This window comes from Acinetobacter sp. 742879, from assembly GCF_000588535.1.
In the GTDB taxonomy this organism is placed as follows: domain Bacteria; phylum Pseudomonadota; class Gammaproteobacteria; order Pseudomonadales; family Moraxellaceae; genus Acinetobacter; species Acinetobacter pittii.
The window spans coordinates 44,310-64,362 of the sequence record NZ_JFYC01000003.1; the positions used below are offsets into that span (position 1 = coordinate 44,310).

A 20,053-nucleotide genomic window follows, 5' to 3' on the forward strand; every position below is an offset into this window, starting at 1 on the left:
CAAGTGAATTTTCTTTAATCAATACCTATCCAAGGCTTCCTTACTCTTAAGAGAAGCGATACTTTAAATCATAAATACTAAACTTTTTTAAATGTTATGAAGGCGTTATTAAATTAAAAGCCCACAATAGTGAGCTCTTAATTCATTCATTATTGGTTTAAACTAACTAAAAGCGCCAGTTGTAGAAAAGATCGATTGCTCTTTCTAGAGATTGACTTGCTTCTAGGTATAAACGTCGATTCATTTGATAACGTAAAGTGAGTTTGTTTACAGGAGTAAACACCCCAACACCATAGCGAATAAACAGATCTGGTGTGATATAACCCGTTAAACTCACTTGTGTATCATCACCTGTACCTTGTGCATCTAAAGCTAAACCGCTCAAACCAAACGTACGTCCAATCTGGTTAGTTAAAGCACGTGTACCACCCAAGCCCATACTAATACCCGCAGCAGCAATGGTGTTGTTTACATCAGATTTAAAACCTTCTGCATTACTCAAGCCACTCGAACCTTCATTAATACGACCAGTAACAAGCGCATTCAATGCTTCTTGCTCAGATAGACCTGCATCGTTATAGACCTGAATGTTTGGTGATGTCGCAGTACCTGTAACACGTACGCCAACCATGCTTCCCTGAACATTTTTGTTCGCATCGATATCTAAAGTCGGGTTAGCCAATGGTCCATTAAAACGGGCAATTGCTCGGTTCAAGTCTAGACTTTGTCCATAAGCTTCAATTTTTACTTTTTGGCTAACACCAATCGCTCCGTTAGCTCTCATTGCAGTCTCATAGCCACGTTGGCTTAAGTTTAGACGACCAACTAACGGAATATTACTGTTAAAGCCTTGGAAGATAACTTGTTTTCCAATATTAACAGAAATATCAGCTCGAATATCCCAAGGTTTAGCGGCTCCTAAAAATGCAAGTGGGGCTTGACCTTGGCGCACGATGCGAACATCTGATGAGGTATTAATGATTGGAGCAGTTGTTTCTGGCATTGAAATACGTGCACGAGGAACATCTACAGATCCTTTTAAGCTTAACCGCTTATCAAAAGGATACATATCAAGTGTCAGATTCGGATTGGCAATTGCGGTAATTAATGGCGCTTGACGTACCAGTAAATTATCACCTTTAAGATTTAATTGAAGGCGTGGGGCATCTTTCCACTCAAAACTACCTTTAAGCAAGCCTACACCTTGCCCACTGTTAAATGCCCCATCAATTGTTGCCATATCCTGACGAATTGATGAATACACCTGAACATTGGTTAGATTTACTGGCAGAGAAATCATACTGATCGCACCATTTTTCAGGCGCATTTCACCAGTAAATTGAGGTTGAGTTAATGTACCGTTGACTTTACCAGCCAGGGCTAACGTCCCACTCATTGAGCGAACATCTTGAATAAATGGTTTCAAGACTTTTAATTGAACATCATTAAAGGCCACTTCACCATGCATTGGCATTGACGACTGGAATGGGTTGATAATAACATTCGCATAACCCGTACCAATATCCGGTGTTTTCACATCAATACGGAATAACAAACCCTCTGATACACTTTTTGCAATCACCCCTAACTCATCATAAGCCAAAGTCGTTGCAGGATCTTGTGGATCTTCAGCAGCTAAACCGATTTCACCTTTACGCGTAATTAAACGTGCATCAAGTTTTGGATTACCACCATTTGCCCACGATGCCTTAGCGTAACCATTTAATTGTCCGGTCATCGCTAAGCCTTCTGGCATAAATGCCGCGAAGTCGCTTAAATCCATGTTCTGAGTTACAAAAGAAATATTACCTCGTGCTTTACTCACTCGGACAGGCTGATCAAAACAGAGCTGACTATTGGTACTTTGCCAGCAATGTTGGCCCACATATAGCTCAGATTTCGCCGAAGAAAAAATTACTGGAGCATTTTGATTTTGTGCCAGACGAATTCGTCGTGAATCAAAACTTCCTTTCTGGATTTGACCTAACCAATCATTCTTTTGATTAAATCCACCTGCCAACTGAACATAGAACTTGGAAACACTATTATTGCCAAGTACTTTCAATAAATGTGCTTTTCTTGTTCCTGTCAAATTCACTTCAGCAGACTGGATTTCTCTATTTCCGCTACGTAGATTATTTAATTTTGCGGTTAATTGAGTCGGTGTTGTTTCCGATGTTGGAAGCTCACCCTGAATACTCAATCTCTTCACACTTACAAGTGTATTAAAAGCAAAATTATCTACGGCAATATTCGCTGTTGCTTTTAAACGTGGTTGTGATTGAACATTCAAATCACCATAAGCTCGACCGCGCAGTCCCGGATATAACTCGTAGAGTGCTGGCGCATTCAGCTTAATTTTTAGATTTTGTGCATTGCCAGTAGCTTGTAGCTGGTTCTGTCCATACACTAAAAATAAGTTATTCGCTTCAAATTGCTGAGGTAAAAAGCCATTTTGATTAGAATCCATCAATAGAGATAGATTACCCTTACCCCGAACAGGTTTATTATTTAAAAAGCCTGCAAGATTCAATTGTTGAATATTAATTCGCTTCAAGTGATCAGACCAAACCCCTTGAGTTTTCAGATTTCCTGAAATTTCACCTTTAACAGTTGAGGCAAAATATTGAGGTTTAAAGCGTACTAATGAACTATTAATATCCCATGCAATGCGGTCTTTTAAATTGACAGAACCAGTAGCATAGATTTTTCCAGCCACACCATCGTGTTGTAATTGGCTAATTCGAATAAAATCTGGCGTGCCCGCTATAGAAAACTTCAACAAACCATTTGCCTGTTTTAAGGCTTTTAAAGACCCGTCATAATTAACCGCAAAGCCTTTAAAACCGCCCCCAGCTTTAACATCATGAAATAATAATGCTGCTGTACTTTTTCCACCTAAACTTACAGTTTCTTGACCTGCTTGAGCCAATCGACCAGTTAAATCAATTTTCTCAAACTGAATAATTTGCTGGTTTGGTTTAGCGAAACCATTTGCCTTAATCGAACCGTTTAATAGATTGACCGGCGCTGCTGCATGAATACTTTGCGGATTAAAATCTTTTGCATTTAATAAAGCATTCCAAGCCAGCTGTCGTTTTTCAGTAGGTAATAAAACTTTAGCCTGACCTGTTAAGCTACCTTTTTCAGCAGCAAAACTAAAATTAGGAACATTTAAGATATTATCTTTAACATTCAGGTTGGCTAGATATTGTCCTGCTGGCAATAAAGTTTTTTCATGCTGATATACTTTTGTAGCAACCTTAATATCTTGTTGACCGTCACGTAATGTTAAATCGACTTGACCATTATCACTACTTAACCATCCAATATAAGGCATTGCACGGTCTATATTCGCCCACGCCACATTCATGAGCATTGGTTGAGGTTTATTATTTTTTTCAGGCGCCTGATTAAGCTTGAGTTTCCAAGACTCATAACGGTCAAAATCAACGTTAGCAAATACTTCTGTGCCTTTTTCCAAAGAACCAGTTGAAGCAATAGCAGCATCTAAACTTGGCGGTAAAAAGTCTTGAACCACCTGAGGAATCGCTTTGTCTTTAGGATTAATGCGATCTAAACGACCTTTGATGTCCCAAGTCACATGATCTTTCCAATTCACCAGACCTTTAAGATTAACGGCACCTTTCATAACTTGGCCGTTGAAATCGGTAATATTAAGCTGATGAACTAAATCAGTATTCATTAAAGCGTTGTACTGGCCTTCAGGTAAATTCTCACCCTTTAAATCTGTATCAAGTGCCAAATTAAGCTGTTTAATATCACCTTGAAACTTGATCACGCCATTTTTTGCAAAGAGTTTTTGTTCTTGAAGCAAAGGTAAATGATAGTTTTTTAATAATAGTTCACCTTGCATTGGAACTTCATCGCGAACAGGATGCAATATTACCCAACCTGTTAATAGATCGGGAGTGGTTGTTGCAACCCCAGCTTTTATAGTATCTAAACTTCCCCGAGCAGCCACTTTAATATTTTGAATATTTAGACTTTTTAAAGATGGGATTCTTAAATCTGCTGTGGCATCTAATGGATATTTACCACTGAAATCCATTTTACCTGTTGCGTTATGGACTGAAAGATAGCCCATATCCATACTAGATTTTTCAAATTCCAGTTTGGTCTCTGACCAAAGTGCATCCTGCAAATGGACATCATGAAAACTTACATCTGAGGTTGCTAACTTAATTTCTAAATGATCAACATCACCTTCATCTATACGTAAAACGAATGGCAATTTGATTGGTTTAAATTCAAACGGTTTACCAGAGGGCGGAGTTTTATTAATAATACGTAAGTTGCGTACATCTGCATGGCTTAAATGCACTTCTTTTTCTAATAATAAAGAGCGCCACCCTAAGCCTACATCAGCTCGATCTAATGAAACATCAACGTCTTTTAATTGCACCAACACATTTTTGAGAATAATGCCTCGCAATAAGTTCCCGCCTTCGTATTCATATTTAATTATTTTCTGAGCTTCTAAAACCCGATCTAATAAAAAACGGCTTCCGCGATCCGTTGACATCATGATGACTAACGAAGAAGCCAATAATAACAATATGATCAATATCGTCAGCAAGAAGCTACGCAAAATACGACGCTTCTTCTTAGGAGAGCTTGGTGCCGAAGTGGGCTGCTGTTCTACTTCCGCCATAAAATAAACCTAATAAAATTTTATTTTTAAAGTTGTGGGCCTATAAAGAAATGTAAACGAATCGGATGGTTCTCATCTGAAATACCCGAAGCGACATCTAAACGGATTGGCCCAATTGGAGACTTCCAGCGAATTCCGACCCCAACACTATAAGCTGCTGGATTACTGAAATCTTTATCGTAAGCATTACCAAAGTCAGAGAAAATAGCTGCTCGCCATCCATCTTTGAACTGATAGTTATATTCTAAAGAACCTACAGCTAAAGCTTGGCCCCCAATTTTATATCCATCTACTTCTGGAGAAAGACTTTTATAGTCAAATCCACGAATCGTTTGGTCACCACCCGTAAAGAATCTAAGATTGTATGGAACTTTGTCAAAGTCATCTGTAAAAATATAACTAAGGTCAGATCTTCCAACAAATTGGTGATCATCATTTTTACCTAGAGAATAAATAAATCTCCAGCCTGCACTCGCAATTGCCATATTGGCATCAGACAGTAAACTCTCGCTGCCTAATTCTAATTTATAAGTTTGTTTAAAAGCTTTTGTTGGGTTTAAACGTGTATTACTTGAAGTTTTAGATGTTTCATAACTAAACAATAATGCTTCTTGCTCAGATGCAGCTGTTTTAAAAGCATCTGGTAATTCAGAAATATCAACATTACCTTTTTGGGTCAAACGGTCTAAACGATAACGAACACCAATAGTGTGTTGCCAATTACCTAATGGACGTTTGATTACGCGCTCCCCGCCCACAACAGCAGATTCGGTTAACAGGCTTACATCCGGACCAATATCATCCCGTGTTTCACGCTCATAACCGCCAACGATATTAAAATAGTCATTTAACGGATGTTTATAAGGAATACTATATCGACCATCAATCGATTGACGAATTTCAGAAACTTCTAAGTTGGCATCAAAAGAATGACCATATTTATTTACGATAGAACGGCGATATTGACTACGTAAACGCGCCCCCGTATCGGTTCCATAACCAATACCAGTTTCCAAACTATTTAGCTTGTCAGCATTTAAAGTCACAATAACTGGAATTCTTTTTGTTTCACGTGCTTGAGCTTGTAAACGATCCTGTTCAGTTTCCTGTTCATCATGCTGAGCTGCGGCACTTTGCAACATCGCAGTTTGAGGCTCTGCCTGTTTTGCATTTTGTGTTCCGGCAAACTGTTTTTCATCGACTACGTTTTGCGTAACTTCTTTATTGGATGTCGCTAATTGACGAGCTTTTGCAAGTTGTCGTTGTTCTGGTGAAAGTAAATTAGACTCATCAACATCAATATTTTGCTCATCGACCAAAGCTTGTAAATCTGGCGGTAATTCAAGTGGCTTTTCAATTGGATCTGGCTTAATGCTATCAACCAATGTGTAATTAAAATAACGCGAGTTGGTTAGGTTATTCGCGAGCACATTTACACGCCAGAAAGCATAGTCATCACCTTCTTTCCAAGGCGCCATACTTTCTAAGATATTTTGATTTAATGGCAAAGGTTTCGAAGGATCGCTCATACGAAACTCGACCTTATCTAATTTATAACGCTCACCTGTCTCGTAGCGTAAATTAATATCGGCCTTATTTTCTGGTTGACTTACTTTTACATCATGCAATCGCCAATAAGCATCAAAATAACCGTTATCAGATGCTGCATCGACAATACGGGTTTTAGTGGTTTCATATAAACCGTGATTAAAGATATCACCAACATCTTGATCAGGAACTAAGCGAATAACCTGAAATTGCGGCTGCTTTTCGCCTGGACCTGTAAACTCAATATTTTGCTCATTAATTCGTACTGGTTCATTTGGTGTCACTCTGACACGAACACGACTCGGACTTAATTTTTCAAATCGGAACTCAGCATTATAGTAACCAACAGCTTGAGCAGCCTGATTACTTAATGTTCTAAGCTGCGGTAAAGCAGCATTAAAGTCTTCAAAAGATTCTTGAGTAAATGTTGAAAGCTTACCTTTAATATTTTTAGCTAACACATCTGAAGCGCCTTCTACCTCTGCGCTAATACGCGGTACTTGTTCCATCGGAATTGCACGCGGCGGACGTACTTTATTTAAAATACGTTTAAAGAAACCAGCTTGCTCAGGTGGTTCTTCGGCCTCTGGTGTCAATTCAGGTAGTGTTTTTCCAGTCTCATTGGCTTCCACTACAATCTTACTATCAGACTTAATCTCTTGCATAAGCTGATCGATATTTACTGGCGCCTGATTAATTTGATTTAATTCAGATTGAGTTGCATCGCTTACAGTAACTTCAGGGAGTTTCTGAGTCCCATTTTGAAAGTTCTGTGCTTCATTCTTCGCTTCTTCCGCTACCCTATAAATTTCATTTGCCATGTTTTGATCAACAGGCATATCGGGTAAATCTTCAAGATTATCAAGAGTAATTGGCTTAAATTCATCAATTTGATTTGGAAATTGTTCTTGTTGTTGCAATATAGCCAAGCTATCTTGTTGCTGCTGAGCTTGGGTTACAAGTGTAGCGATATCTGTAACTGGAGCAGTATATTGCTCGTTAACCTGAGCTGATTGTTCAGTTGACTCATCAGATACTGTCTGGTTTAAAGTTGTTGATGAACTATTCTCAACAGAAGTTTGAGCAAAACTTGGCGTTACGCAAACGCTTAACAACAAGCTGCTACAAATAAGTTTAGGAATGCCCTGCATTTTTAAAATTAAATGCATAGAATGTGAGAGAGTTGACTGTTTAAACTTAATTTTAGAAGGCATAGAAAACTCTAGACTTATTTTTTAATAAAACGCACCAATGTGAGTGTAAAACTCACTCAAAACCATTGATTTTTCATTTAATCAAGCGTTAAAAATATCATACATGGTTTTCGATGCAAATTAACACTCGGTCACATTTTTTTATAAAACACAATGAAGTTTGCACATGATGAAACAAGATGAGCACCTGATGACCTCACGTCGGTTTGTACCGATGTTTTTTACCCAGTTTTTTGGCGCATTAAATGATAACGTTTTTAAGCAAGCTTTATTATTGGTGATTACTTATGGATGGATTCAGCAACAATCTGCTCCCGTAAGTACTCTTAATAATTTGGCAGCCCTCTTGTTTATTCTGCCATATTTCTTTTTTTCAGCCACAGCTGGACAAATCGCCGACAAATACGAACGATCTCAACTCGTCCGTGGTATTAAAATTTTAGAAATCATCATTATGCTCATCGGTACTGCAGGTTTCCTGTTAGGAAACTTATGGCTACTTCTTTTTGCTTTATTTTTGATGGGTACACATTCGACGTTCTTCGGCCCGATTAAATACGCAATTTTGCCTGAAATCTTAAAACCGAACGAGTTAATGTCTGGTAATGCGCTATTTCAATCCGGCACATCCATGGCGATCTTGTTCGGGATGATCTTAGGTGGCGCCGTAATTGCCTCATCAGATGGTAATTTATTGTGGATTAGTATCACCGTAGTGGCTATTGCTTGCATAGGCTATTTATTTAGTCGCTTCATTTTGCCGCAAAAAGTTGCTGCACCTGACTTAAAGATTGACTGGAATTTCATCCGTACCAGCTTTCAAACCATTAAATATGCCAAAAGCTTACCGTTAGTATTCACAATTTTGCTAGGCAACTCATGGTACTGGTTTTATGGCGCGACTTATTTAACTCAAATTCCGCAGCTTACCCAGCAAAACCTTCATGCATCAGAAAATGTCGTTAGCCTGTTACTGACTTTCTTTTCAGTCGGTATTGGTGTGGGTTCTCTTCTTTGCCGTAAAATTGGTGGTTCAGAAATTAATATTAAAATGGTGCCGATTGGTGCAATTGGCCTTACTGTTTTTGCGCTCTACCTTGCTGCCAGTTTAGCTTTTGTACCAGAAAGAACTGGGGCATTACTTACCTTAAAAGATGTTTTTACCCAAGGCTGGGTTTACTACCACGTAATGTTAGCGGTGACTTTATTGGGTATTAGTGGCGGGTTTTATATTGTTCCCCTATATGCCATGATGCAGGCTTATTCACCACGTTCACATCGTGCACGTGTTGTTGCAGCGAATAACATTTTAAATGCTGTATTCATGGTTTCTTCTGCAATTTTTTCAATCTTAATCTTAAGTGTTTTAAAAATTGATATTAAAATACTATTTATTATTACAGCTGTACTTAGTGCAATCTTTAGTATCTGGCTTCTCGCTAGACTAAAACCAATGCTTGCCACAGCCCACCTTTCTTTAGAGGACTAATTTATGCGCCACTATACTGGAATTGATCAACTTATTAACTCATTTGATCAGGCATTGCGTAGTCTTGTTCCGGGTGCAACAGCAGCACAGCGTCAAAATCCAGCTGAAACAGTAGAAACAAAACTTGGTGTAGAAGATGCTCGCCATGTCGCAGGTTTAATGCGTGTTAACCACAGTGGTGAAGTATGTGCTCAAGCACTGTACCATGGGCAAGCATTAACGGCGAAATTGCCAAATGTACGCCAAGAAATGCAACAAGCAGCGATTGAAGAACAAGATCATTTAGCTTGGTGTGAAGATCGTTTAAAAGAATTAAACAGTCATACAAGTTTGTTAAACCCAATCTGGTACGGGTTGTCATATGGCATGGGTGCCCTTGCCGGTATTGCAGGTGATAAATATAGCTTAGGTTTTGTTGCTGAAACTGAACGTCAGGTTAGTCTGCATTTACAAGATCACTTAAACCAATTACCTGCTCAAGATGAACGCTCTCGTAAAATTTTAGAGCAAATGAATGAAGATGAATTGCATCACCGTCATACTGCACTTGAAGCAGGCGGTGTTGAATTACCATATACAGTAAAAATTACGATGACTGCTATTTCAAAGTTAATGACAAAAACCAGTTATTATCTTTAAAAACCAAAGGATTGATCTCATTCAGATCAATCCTGTTTAAAATATTATTTTAAGCCGTGATCATATTTGAAACGTTCGATATCTCGAATTGAGTTCCAATAGTTTCTGTTAATACGGTCACGATCAATTTGTAATTCTCTTAAAAGTTTACGATAGCGTTCGCGCTCTTCTGGCTTTAATTTTTCGTTATAAGCATTATCAGAATATTGCTTAAACTTTTCATCATAACGGTCATATTCATTTTTTGCATTGTAGTAATCGGAAGCTGCTCGATAATAAGGTCTTAAACGATTACGCTGCTCGATTGGGCATACATTAATATTGCCGTTACCCTCTAAAGCGTTATAAAAAATATTTGATGGCTGGCAATAATACCCTAAGCCCTCTTTATACCCACGTTCATATGACTTTTGATCTGGAACAATATTGGCTTTTCCACACGCTTTATAATATTGATCTAAACGTGGCGAAGACCCCTTTGAACCATCTTTCTCACCCACTAATGACCAATTCGCAGTCTTACATTCTTCTACGCTCATTGCAGCACAACCTGAAAGGCTGATTGCTAAAATGGCTAAACCGATATTTTTCATATTAAGAAAACTCAAAAATAAAATTAAAAAACGCAAAAAATAAAATTCCAGTACATGTACTATATAAGCCTTGCTCAATTCAAGATTTATAAATAAATGTTTAACTGGATAAGCATTTAAGTTTAAAGCAGTTTGGCCATCTCACCAAATGAGGAGCTTAAATTTTTAGCTTTGTTTAATTTTAAAAAGAGAAATCAGTAGAATTTTATAATGCGCCAACTGATCTTATACGCTAATTTTACTTTAAAAATTGATTATAAAAATTAGATTCAAAACATTGATTATTAATAAATAAAAACAATAAAACCCATAAAAAAACCTTTCATCATTTTACTCTTTTTTTACGAGATTAACGTCAAAGGCTACGTTAGGATTTTAGCTAAATAACCACCAAGGTTTTTTATAATGAGTACGCTTATTTACCCAAATTTAAACTTAAAAGATCCTCACTTTAAGGCATTTAAAATATCAGATAATTTTATTCCTCCGACACAATCTGGTACTTTCCAATCAGATCTTTTTTTAAAAGAAGTTGATGAATATTTAAGTTTATATCCTCACACTCAGCACATTGATATTTGTCTACATGACTTAAACGGGCATATTCGTGGCAAACGTATTGATGTTAAGAGTCTGAAAAATCTATCTAATGGATGTTATTTTCCTCTTTCTGTTTATGCCATGAGCCTTGATGGAAAAGTGATTGAAGAAACAGGCTTGGGAAAATATATTGGTGAACCAGATAGACTTTGCCTGCCCATTTTAGGCAGCTTGCAACCAAGTGCCTTATCCCCAGAATTAAATGCTCAGCTTTACCTATCCATGCAAGAAGAAGATGGTTCAGACTGTCGCTATGAACCACGCAATATATTAAAAAAATTATTAAATCAGTTACATACTAATAATTATTTCCCTATCATGGCTGCCGAGCTAGAGTTTTACCTTTTCTCACCTCATCATCAGTCTGAAACCTGCATAGAAAACCAATGTTTCGATATAGATGCGCCAAATAACTATCAGCAAGTCCTAGATGAAGTTGAGAAAGCAGCCCTACTTCAATCTATTGAAATTACCGCTATTGTTGCGGAATCATCCCCTGGACAATACGAATTAAATCTTCAACACAGCCATGATATTTTAAAGCTCTGCGATCAAATTAATGCTTTAAAAAGAATTGTAAAACAAGTCGCAAGAAAGCATGACTTAACCGCTTGTTTCATGGCAAAGCCCAACTTATCAAAGGCTGGCAGTGGCATGCATTTTCATATGAGTATGCTTAATCAATACCATGAAAATATATTTAGTTCAGAAGTAGAAAAAGATGGGCTTTCAGCCAAATTATTGAACGCGATTAGTGGCCTAATTGAGTTAATGCCTGCATCTATGGCGATTTTAGCGCCTAATATTAATTCTTATAGACGTTTTAAAATTGGTCATCACGTGCCATTAGAAGCCAATTGGGATACTAACAACCGAAATGTTGCAATCCGAATTCCATGCTCAGATGTACAAAATCAACGCTTAGAATATCGTGTTGCTGGAGCTGACTGTAACCCCTATCTCGTTATAGCGACTATTTTAGCGGGCGCGTCTTATGGCTTATCTCATAAGTTACCGCTACCAAAACCTGCACATCTTTTAAAATTTCCAGACGAGCACATTTTATTAGCCAATAATCAGCCGGAAGCCTTAAAAATATTTAAAGGAAGTCTTATTTTAAAAGGGTATTTAGGGGCAGACTTTGTAGAACATTGGTACACGGTTAAACAGGCTGAATATCAAAACATTTATAGTCAAATGACTGAAGCAGAACAACATTGGGATATATAAATAAAAAAAGCAAAAAAACTATAAACCACTTTGCAAACCCTTAGGGAGAAATACCCTAAGGTTTTTTTTATATCTAATTAATGATTTTTCTGTTTAGCTAAAAAACGTAATCCCACACCAGGTTCAGTAGCAATATAGCGTGGCTGAATCGCGTTATCCCCGAGTTTACTGCGTAACTTGCCCACTAAAATACGTAAATAGTGCGTATCTTCCTGATGGGTGGGTCCCCATAGCTCTTTTAAGAGCTGAGGCTGTGTTAAAAGCTGCCCTTGATAGCGCATTAATAGTGTCAAAAGTTGAAACTCTTTTCGAGTTAAAGTAATTGGTTGTTGCTCGATCCAAACTAAACGTTGCATGACATCAACCTTGAGATAACCATCGTCATACACATGTGCTTCTTGCTGAATCGGTTGATTTCTTAAGATGACACGAATGCGCGCCAAAAGCTCTTGCACACTAAAAGGCTTGGTCATGTAGTCATTTGCACCAGCATCTAGCAAAGCAACTTTTTCGTATTCATCAGCGCGTACAGATAACACAATAACGGGAACATTCGACCAGCTACGTAATTCTTGGAGGACTTCTTTCCCATCTAAATCAGGTAAGCCTAAGTCTAAAATAACCAAATCAGCCCCTTGGGTTGCCAATGCCTCTAGGCCTTTGTAACCCGTTTCACAGAGTGTGGTTTTGTATTTTTGAGTTCTTAAAGCAATGTCTAAAAATTTACGGATTTGAGGCTCATCATCAATAATCACAATACGTGTTTCTACAGGTGATGTTTCTGGACTTATCATGAATTTACAACTTATTCTTTTACTGGATGAATGGGTAATTTGATTTGAATTAAAGTACCTTTATTTTGGCGCCCTGAAAATGCTTCTATTGTACCCATATGAGCACCAATAATCGCTTTTACAATTGTTAGCCCTAAACCTGTACCGAATTTTCCACGGTCTCCACGCTCCATAGTATAAAACATATCGAAAATGCGGTGTCTTTCGTCTTCAGGGATTCCTGCACCTTTATCTTCAATTTCTATTTTTACTTCATCTTCTGACAAAAGATGAGTACGAATCATGACTGGTTCATCTGGAGGTGAAAAGTTTGCAGCATTTTCTAAAACATTAAAAATAGCTTGTTCTACCAATGCTGGGTGAACATACAAACTAATCGGTTGCTCAGGTAACTGAACGACCACTTGTGTATCTGGTTTATAACGCTTTAAACGGCGAGTTGCCGAACCAATTAATTCATCTACCCCAATCCAATCTCTTTTTAAAGTTAGACCTTCGTGGCCCAAACGGGTCATATCAAGCAAGTTTTGAATATAACGGTCTAAACGCTCACCTTCTAAATGAATTGTTTCAAGCAGATCTTGTTGGTCTTGTTCTGACATATCAGCTTTAAAATTAGCAAGCGTGTCTGCTGCGCCAATGATAGAAGCAAGTGGCGAACGTAAATCATGCGATACCGAAGATAATAAAGCAGAACGTAAGCGCTCTGTTTCACTGGTGACTTTTGCTTGTTCAAGCTCATTCACCAATTGGGTTCGAAGTACTGCCTGTGCAATGTACTCAATTACACTTTCAGTCAATTTTTTTTGCTCAAAATTTAAGGAAACCACTTCATCCTTAAAGTAAATTCCCACAACACCTAGGCTATTTTTTTGTTCTAAAAGAGGTAAAAACCACCAGTTTGACTGACTCAGAGTATCGGTAAAACGCCCACATGGCTGCTTGTGTTTCAAACACCATTCTGCGGCTACTTTTTCTTTATCATTTAGCTCAATATCAGATGAAATTACCTTATCTCGAATAGAAATCCACACTTTAGTTTGAAGTTGTGTTTCTAAAGTCATACGTCCTGTTTGCATGACTTCTTCAAGGTTGACAGCACTAGAAAGCTTACGTGCCAAGTCTTGCATTACCGTAGTGTAGGCATTGGCAGCTTTTAAAGATAAAACTTGCTGGCGTAATTGAGAGGCCAAACGCCCGGCAATTAAAGCTGCTGCAAAAAAAGCCACAACGGTGACTACCCCTTGGTGTGCTGAAATCTGAAAGGTATAACGCGGGGCAATAAAGAAAAAATTATAGGCTAAGAAACATATTAAGGCTGCCACTACTGCAGCTAACATTCGGGTCTTAGTTGCAACAATTAAAACAGAAATAATAAAAATGACAGAGAAGTCTTCAATACCAAATAGAACTTCGGCGAAGTGAGCTAGAAAAATGCTACCGCACGTCACAGCTAAAACAAAAATGCTTTCTTTTAATGATAAAAATGAAGGCTTTTCAAGCTGATTAATCTTTTTAGTGCCCTGTTCTGGGTGCAAAATGGTTAAAGCAATCGAGTTTTCTTGATTTAATAATTGCTGAGCTAAATTTTTCTTAAATAACGTTAACCACCACGGCGAAATACTTTTGCCAATGACTAGATTCGAAATTCCTCGGTCAACGGCGGCATCCATTAACACTGACGCAACTCGATGCCCATATAAGACTTCTGTTCGACCACCGAGTTGCCGAGCCAGCTCAAACGCACGGTCAATCTCAATGTATTCTTTTTTATAAGAACTCACTGAACTCTGTCCAAAGTCCAGACTTTTAGCAACATTCACTACAGTCCATGTAGCCCCATTACGTTCTGCTAAGCGGCAGCCTGCTCGCACTAAATATTCAGAAGAGCCTTGCCCATCTATCGCAATCATCAATTCATTTTGCAACGATATAGATTTCAAACCCTTTGAGGTATAACTCTCTTTTAAGTCTGAATCGACATGCTCAGCAACGCATTGCATTGCCAGTTCACGTAATGCCGTTAAATTTGAAATGCTAAAAAAGCCTTGTAATGCCAGATTTGCTTGCTCTGGTACATAGACTTTTCCTTGATGGAGCCTTTCAATGAGTTCACTGACGGGTAAATCAATTAAGCGAATATCTCGAATACGATCAAATACCCGATCTGGCACCGTTTCATTTACTCGAATGCCCGTAATTTGGTAGACCACATCATTCAGGCTTTCTAAATGTTGAATATTTATAGTGGTAAATACATCAATACCTGCGTCTAGCAACTCATTAACATCTTGCCACCGTCGTTCATGACGACTATTTGGAACGTTGCGATGAGCCAATTCATCAACCAAAACGATTTGCGGATGCCTAAGTAAAATAGCATCCAAGTCCATTTCTTCTAAAATATGCCCCTGATATTGCATTTCTTTTCTAGCAATCTGAGGCAACCCTTCCAAAATTTTTAGAGTTTCGATTCTTCCATGGGTTTCAACAATACCAACAACAACATCTGTGCCCTGTTGAAATAATTCTTTGGCGCGGGCAAGCATGGCATAAGTTTTTCCTACACCAGGTGCCGCACCAAGAAAGACCGTTAGTCGACCGGCTTGATATCTGTTGACATGATTTAATAAGGCCTCAGCCTGATTTTCGCGATTGCTTTGCACTTGATATCATCCGGTAAACTAACAACTTTATTTTTAAGTTAATGTGTAGATTGTAATTGATCTAAAGCAATATTGAGCTGTAATACATTAACACGAGCTTGCCCCAATACACCAAACTGCTTCGGTTCAACATACTTTTGCAAAAGCTCTTCCACAATCTTAGGGTCTAAATGACGAGCTTGAGCCACTCGAGCAACCTGTAACTGAGCAGATTCAGGACTAATATGCGGATCAATACCACTACCAGATTTAGTCACCAAATCACTTGGAATAGGTGTATTACCTGTGTGATCTTGTTTTTTTACCGCAAGAATCTGAGCATCAATTTGTTGCTGTAGCTCAGGATTAGTACGCGCTAAGTTTGTACCTGCTATCGCCATCGGGTCATAAGCGACTGCTGAAGGACGTGGATGAAAATAAGCCTCTCCAACAAATGGCTGAGCAACTAATTTTGACCCTAAAACTTTATGATCTATTTCAATCAAACTACCATTCGCTTGATTGTTGAATAACACCTGTCCCGCACCTGTAGCAATCGCACTATAAGCAGCACCACAGCCAACTAAGGTAAAAATTAATAATCCCAAAGATGCTCTTAAGGTCTGACCCAAATTTGCTTCTGAATTTTGTACATAAGTTTTCATTTCAAACTCCAGATTACAAACCAAATAATTGAACAATCACTACATCAATTGCTTTAATGGCAAGGAATGGCAGAACCACACCGCCCACACCATAAATCAACATATTTCGACGTAATAACTGAGTTGCAGTTGAAGGTTTAAATTTGACGCCTCGTAGTGCGATTGGAATTAATAGCGGGATAATAATCGCGTTAAAAATTAATGCAGATAAAATCGCGCTGTTTGGACTTGCCAAGTGCATTACATTCAATACTTGCATTTGTGGAATCGCAGCAGCGAACAATGCAGGCAAAATGGCAAAGTATTTAGAGACGTCGTTTGCCAACGAAAATGTTGTTAAAGCGCCACGGGTAATCAGCTGCTGTTTCCCAATCTCGACCACAGCAAGTAGTTTGGTTGGGTCTGAGTCTAAATCGACCATATTGCCAGCTTCTTTTGCAGCTTGTGTACCTGAATTCATGGCTAAGCCAATATCGGCTTGAGCTAATGCTGGTGCATCGTTGGTTCCGTCACCGACCATTGCAACTAAACGACCTTGTTGTTGTTCGGTGCGAATACAAGCTAATTTGTCTTCTGGTTTTGCTTCGGCAATATAATCATCTACACCAGCTTCAGCAGCAATCGCGGCCGCAGTTAATGGGTTATCACCTGTAACCATAACGGTTTTGATGCCCATTTCTCTTAAACGAGCAAAACGTTCTTTAATGCCGTGTTTAATTACATCAGAGAGTTCAATCACACCTAATACATGATGTTGATTTGCGACAACCAATGGTGTTGCCCCTTTTTTGGCAACTTGCTCAACACGTGCTTTTAACTCTAAATCTTGAGAATAATCTTCATCTACAAACTTCAAGATTGCATCTAAAGCACCTTTACGAATTTGGTCACCATTCGGTAAATTCACGCCAGAAATTCGAGTCGAAGCACTAAAAGAGATAAATTCAGCTTGCTCAGGTTCTTGCTGTTTTAAACCTTGTTCTTTTGCTAACTTAACAATCGATTTCCCTTCTGGTGTTGGGTCGGCAAGTGAACTTACCCAAGCAGCCACTCTTAACTCAGACTCAGTTACCGAAGTTAAAGGATAAAATGAGGTCGCTTGACGGTCACCATAGGTAATGGTTCCTGTTTTATCGAGTAAAAGCACATCAATGTCACCTGCAACTTCTACCGCTTTACCTGATTTCGCCAAAACATTGGCTTTGAGTGCACGGTTCATCCCCGCAATACCAATCGCAGGTAACAAACCACCAATGGTTGTAGGAATCAAGCAGACCAGTAACGCCACGAGCACAACTGGATCAAGCTCAATATGCAAATACTTGGCAATAAATGGCAAGCTAATCACGACAATTAAAAACGTGATTGTCATTACCATTAACAAGAAGCCAAGCGCAATCTCATTCGGAGTTTTCTGGCGATTTGAACCTTCAACCAAAGCAATCATACGGTCTAAGAAACTTTGACCAGATTCAGCAGTCACTTGCACAACAATACGATCTGTAAGAACTTTGGTTCCGCCAATAACACCTGAACGGTCTGTTCCAGCTTCACGTAGCACAGGTGCAGACTCACCTGTAACAGCCGATTCGTTAATAGTTGCAAAGCCTTCTACAATCTCACCGTCAGCTGGAACAAGCTCTCCTGCATGTACTTCAATGAAATCATTTAAATGAAGTTCAGTCGCTGCAACTTGAGTCGCTTGACGGTCTGTCAAAGAGTTGAGTCTTCGAGCTGTTAAATTTTCTCTTGCTGCACGTAATGAAGATGCCTGTCCACGACCTCTGGCCTCTGCAACTGCTTCAGCATAGTTAGCAAATAAAATGGTAATAAACAGAATTGCTGTAACTGCGAAACCAAATAACAGCGTGGTGTAACCCAAGACTGTACTAATGCCTGTAACCACTGTTCCAAGCCATACAATTGCCATCACAGGGTTTTTAATTGCATGCTGCGGTAGCAGTTTCACAAATGCATTTTTCCAAACTTCAAAATTTGGCACTGCCATGGTTTGTTTATGGCTATTTACATGAGATTGTGTATTCATTTTCACTCGCCTCCTTAGCCTTTAACCAACAAAAGTTGATCGGCAATTGGCCCAAGGACAAGAACTGGCATAAATTGTAATAAGGTAAGCAACACAACAATCGTAATCAGCGTTAAAGCAAAAGTTGGAGTTTCAACCTGAAGACTACCTGCTGTTTCAGGTGCTTTTCTTTTTGCTGCTAAACGTGTTGCGATCATTAATGGCAAAATTAATGTCGGGAAACGTCCTAAAAGAAGAGCAATACTACAAGTGACATTCCACCATACAGTGTTGTCTCCAAGACCTTCAAAACCTGAACCATTGTTGGCAAATGCAGAGACATATTCGTAGAATACTTGGCTAATCCCATGTGGTCCCGGATTACTAATTCCAGATATGCCTGGAATGCTGAGGCTTAATGCGGTAAATGCAAGAATGACTAAAGGTTGAATCAAGATAATAATCGCGAGCAACTTAATTTCTGCCGCTTCAATCTTGCGCCCAAACAATTCAGGGGTACGACCTGTCATTAAACCTGCAATAAATACTGCGAGTAAAAGATAAATCATAAACTGTTGCAGACCACAGCCCACACCACCCCAAATGGCATTAATCAGCATGTTAATGAGTTCGACTAAACCGGTAAGCGGTGCAGAAGAATCATGCATCATATTGACCGAGCCGTTATTTACCTGTGTAGTAAGCGCTGCCCAAACTGCTGATGCTGCTGGTCCAAATCGTTGTTCTTTACCTTCCATTACGGCAAATTGAAATGCTGTCGATGACATACTCTCAGACCAGACAGCCGCTGCACCTGAAATAATCGACATGAAAAGCATGCTGCCAAAGACAAAGTAGGCAAATTTTTTACGCTGAGTAAAATGCCCGACCATAAAAATGACTGTGATTGGAATAAGTAATATCGCAATCATTTCTAATAAATTAGAAAGTGGTGTCGGATTTTCTAAAGGCACACTACTATTTGGACCATACCAACCACCACCATTACTGCCCAATTGCTTAATCGCTACCATTGGTGCAACTGGCCCTAAAGGAATTTTTTGAGTTTCAATGCTATTGGCTTTATCAATAAGCTGTACTTCTGGCCCACCCTGGAAAGTTGCTGGCACACCTTGGCTGTTAAGCAATAAAGACCAGACAAAACAGAGTGGAAGCAAAAAGCGAACTGTAGGACGAATTACATCCGCCCAATAGTTACCAATTAAAATTTGATCTGGCTGCTCGGCAACATCGGCTGCAATATGGCTTGGACGTTGATAAAAAAAAGCTCTTAAGGTCGCGACCACCAAAGCCAGTCCCATCATTGGAGTAATGACTTGCAAGCCCACAATACCTGTCATTTGCGACAAATAAGATAATTGAGCCTGACCAGAATAATGCTGTTGGTTGGTGTTTGTTAAAAATGAAATAACAGTGTGTAGCGCTAAATCCCAACTCATATTTGGTGCATGGTTCGGGTTTAATGGTAGCCATGCTTGCGTCATAAAAATAGCAAGAATAGCCACTGCAAGAAAAATACAGCTCACAACAAATGCTAGAGAATATTGTTTCCAATTCATTTGTTGTTGTGGAGATACACCTAATAAGCGGTATACAGGATTTTCAATCCAACGAAATAATCCATCACCCCACATCGGCTGATTTGCCATCACTTTGGATAGATATTTACTGAGGCACCATGCTAGAAAAATAGCAATAAATAAAACAAGTATAAGTTCTAACATGGCTATTCTCCTCTATACCCCTTGGCTTGATTTGCCAAACTGGAAATAAGGAGAGATGGAGAAATATCATTTGTTTTAAGTCCGCATAAGACAATGCCAGACTGATGCAAGATGCGCATTTGAGAATTTATAAGCATCTTTATTGTCCTGAAATAACACTAATTTAGTGAATTTCAGTATCGATAAAATG

General features: G+C 38.8%; 11 protein-coding genes. 3 read left to right on the top strand and 8 right to left on the bottom strand.

The features are described from left to right. Positions 1-166: 166 nt before the first annotated feature. Both J690_RS09590 and J690_RS09595 read right to left on the bottom strand, forming a co-directional pair. Positions 167-4,675 (bottom strand): translocation/assembly module TamB domain-containing protein, encoded by a 4,509-nt coding sequence (locus J690_RS09590; protein ID WP_032035484.1) that lies wholly within the window; start codon positions 4,673-4,675, stop codon positions 167-169. Between the two features lie 26 nt (positions 4,676-4,701). Beyond that, positions 4,702-7,437: an autotransporter assembly complex protein TamA gene (locus J690_RS09595; protein WP_032035485.1), complete on the bottom strand. Its 2,736-nt coding sequence runs from the start codon at positions 7,435-7,437 to the stop codon at positions 4,702-4,704. A 166-nt stretch (positions 7,438-7,603) separates the two neighbouring features. On the opposite strand from J690_RS09595, the gene J690_RS09600 reads away from it, so the two are divergent. Then, positions 7,604-8,926: an MFS transporter gene (locus J690_RS09600; protein ID WP_081405117.1), complete on the top strand. Its 1,323-nt coding sequence runs from the start codon at positions 7,604-7,606 to the stop codon at positions 8,924-8,926. Positions 8,927-8,929: 3 nt separating this feature from the next. Next, positions 8,930-9,565, top strand: coding sequence for a 2-polyprenyl-3-methyl-6-methoxy-1,4-benzoquinone monooxygenase (gene coq7, locus J690_RS09605; protein WP_032035489.1), 636 nt, complete (start codon positions 8,930-8,932; stop codon positions 9,563-9,565). 44 nt (positions 9,566-9,609) lie between these two features. Here coq7 and J690_RS09610 read toward each other — a convergent pair whose 3' ends face one another. Continuing rightward, positions 9,610-10,158, bottom strand: a complete 549-nt coding sequence (locus J690_RS09610; protein ID WP_017398502.1) for a DUF2799 domain-containing protein — start codon at positions 10,156-10,158, stop codon at positions 9,610-9,612. Positions 10,159-10,563: 405 nt separating this feature from the next. Here J690_RS09610 and J690_RS09615 point away from each other — a divergent pair, with 405 nt between their 5' ends. Beyond that, on the top strand, positions 10,564-11,988 hold the full coding sequence (locus tag J690_RS09615) for a glutamine synthetase family protein (RefSeq protein WP_032035491.1): 1,425 nt from the start codon (positions 10,564-10,566) through the stop codon (positions 11,986-11,988). A gap of 77 nt (positions 11,989-12,065) precedes the next feature. On the opposite strand, the gene J690_RS09620 is transcribed toward J690_RS09615, so the two are convergent. From J690_RS09620 to kdpA, 5 genes are read right to left on the bottom strand one after another with little or no spacing between them, the layout of a single operon-like run. Then, complete coding sequence (locus tag J690_RS09620) at positions 12,066-12,782, bottom strand: response regulator (RefSeq protein WP_016145792.1); 717 nt, start codon at positions 12,780-12,782, stop codon at positions 12,066-12,068. Between the two features lie 11 nt (positions 12,783-12,793). Then, positions 12,794-15,448, bottom strand: coding sequence for a sensor histidine kinase (locus J690_RS09625; RefSeq protein ID WP_032035493.1), 2,655 nt, complete (start codon positions 15,446-15,448; stop codon positions 12,794-12,796). A 38-nt stretch (positions 15,449-15,486) separates the two neighbouring features. After that, positions 15,487-16,092, bottom strand: a complete 606-nt coding sequence (gene kdpC / locus J690_RS09630; RefSeq protein WP_032035495.1) for a potassium-transporting ATPase subunit KdpC — start codon at positions 16,090-16,092, stop codon at positions 15,487-15,489. A gap of 13 nt (positions 16,093-16,105) precedes the next feature. After that, positions 16,106-18,145: a potassium-transporting ATPase subunit KdpB gene (gene kdpB, locus J690_RS09635; protein WP_081405118.1), complete on the bottom strand. Its 2,040-nt coding sequence runs from the start codon at positions 18,143-18,145 to the stop codon at positions 16,106-16,108. An 8-nt stretch (positions 18,146-18,153) separates the two neighbouring features. Beyond that, positions 18,154-19,863, bottom strand: coding sequence for a potassium-transporting ATPase subunit KdpA (kdpA, locus tag J690_RS09640; RefSeq protein WP_032035498.1), 1,710 nt, complete (start codon positions 19,861-19,863; stop codon positions 18,154-18,156). Positions 19,864-20,053 lie beyond the last annotated feature (190 nt).

Bases quoted from the DNA above. Each gene is read 5' to 3' on its own strand.
- J690_RS09620 (WP_016145792.1), bottom strand. From the start codon at position 12,782: ATGATAAGTCCAGAAACATCACCTGTAGAAACACGTATTGTGATTATT.
- J690_RS09610 (WP_017398502.1), bottom strand. From the start codon at position 10,158: ATGAAAAATATCGGTTTAGCCATTTTAGCAATCAGCCTTTCAGGTTGT.
- J690_RS09590 (WP_032035484.1), bottom strand. From the start codon at position 4,675: ATGGCGGAAGTAGAACAGCAGCCCACTTCGGCACCAAGCTCTCCTAAG.
- kdpC (WP_032035495.1), bottom strand. From the start codon at position 16,092: ATGAAAACTTATGTACAAAATTCAGAAGCAAATTTGGGTCAGACCTTA.
- J690_RS09595 (WP_032035485.1), bottom strand. From the start codon at position 7,437: ATGCCTTCTAAAATTAAGTTTAAACAGTCAACTCTCTCACATTCTATG.
- J690_RS09615 (WP_032035491.1), top strand. From the start codon at position 10,564: ATGAGTACGCTTATTTACCCAAATTTAAACTTAAAAGATCCTCACTTT.
- J690_RS09600 (WP_081405117.1), top strand. From the start codon at position 7,604: ATGATGAAACAAGATGAGCACCTGATGACCTCACGTCGGTTTGTACCG.
- coq7 (WP_032035489.1), top strand. From the start codon at position 8,930: ATGCGCCACTATACTGGAATTGATCAACTTATTAACTCATTTGATCAG.
- kdpA (WP_032035498.1), bottom strand. From the start codon at position 19,863: ATGTTAGAACTTATACTTGTTTTATTTATTGCTATTTTTCTAGCATGG.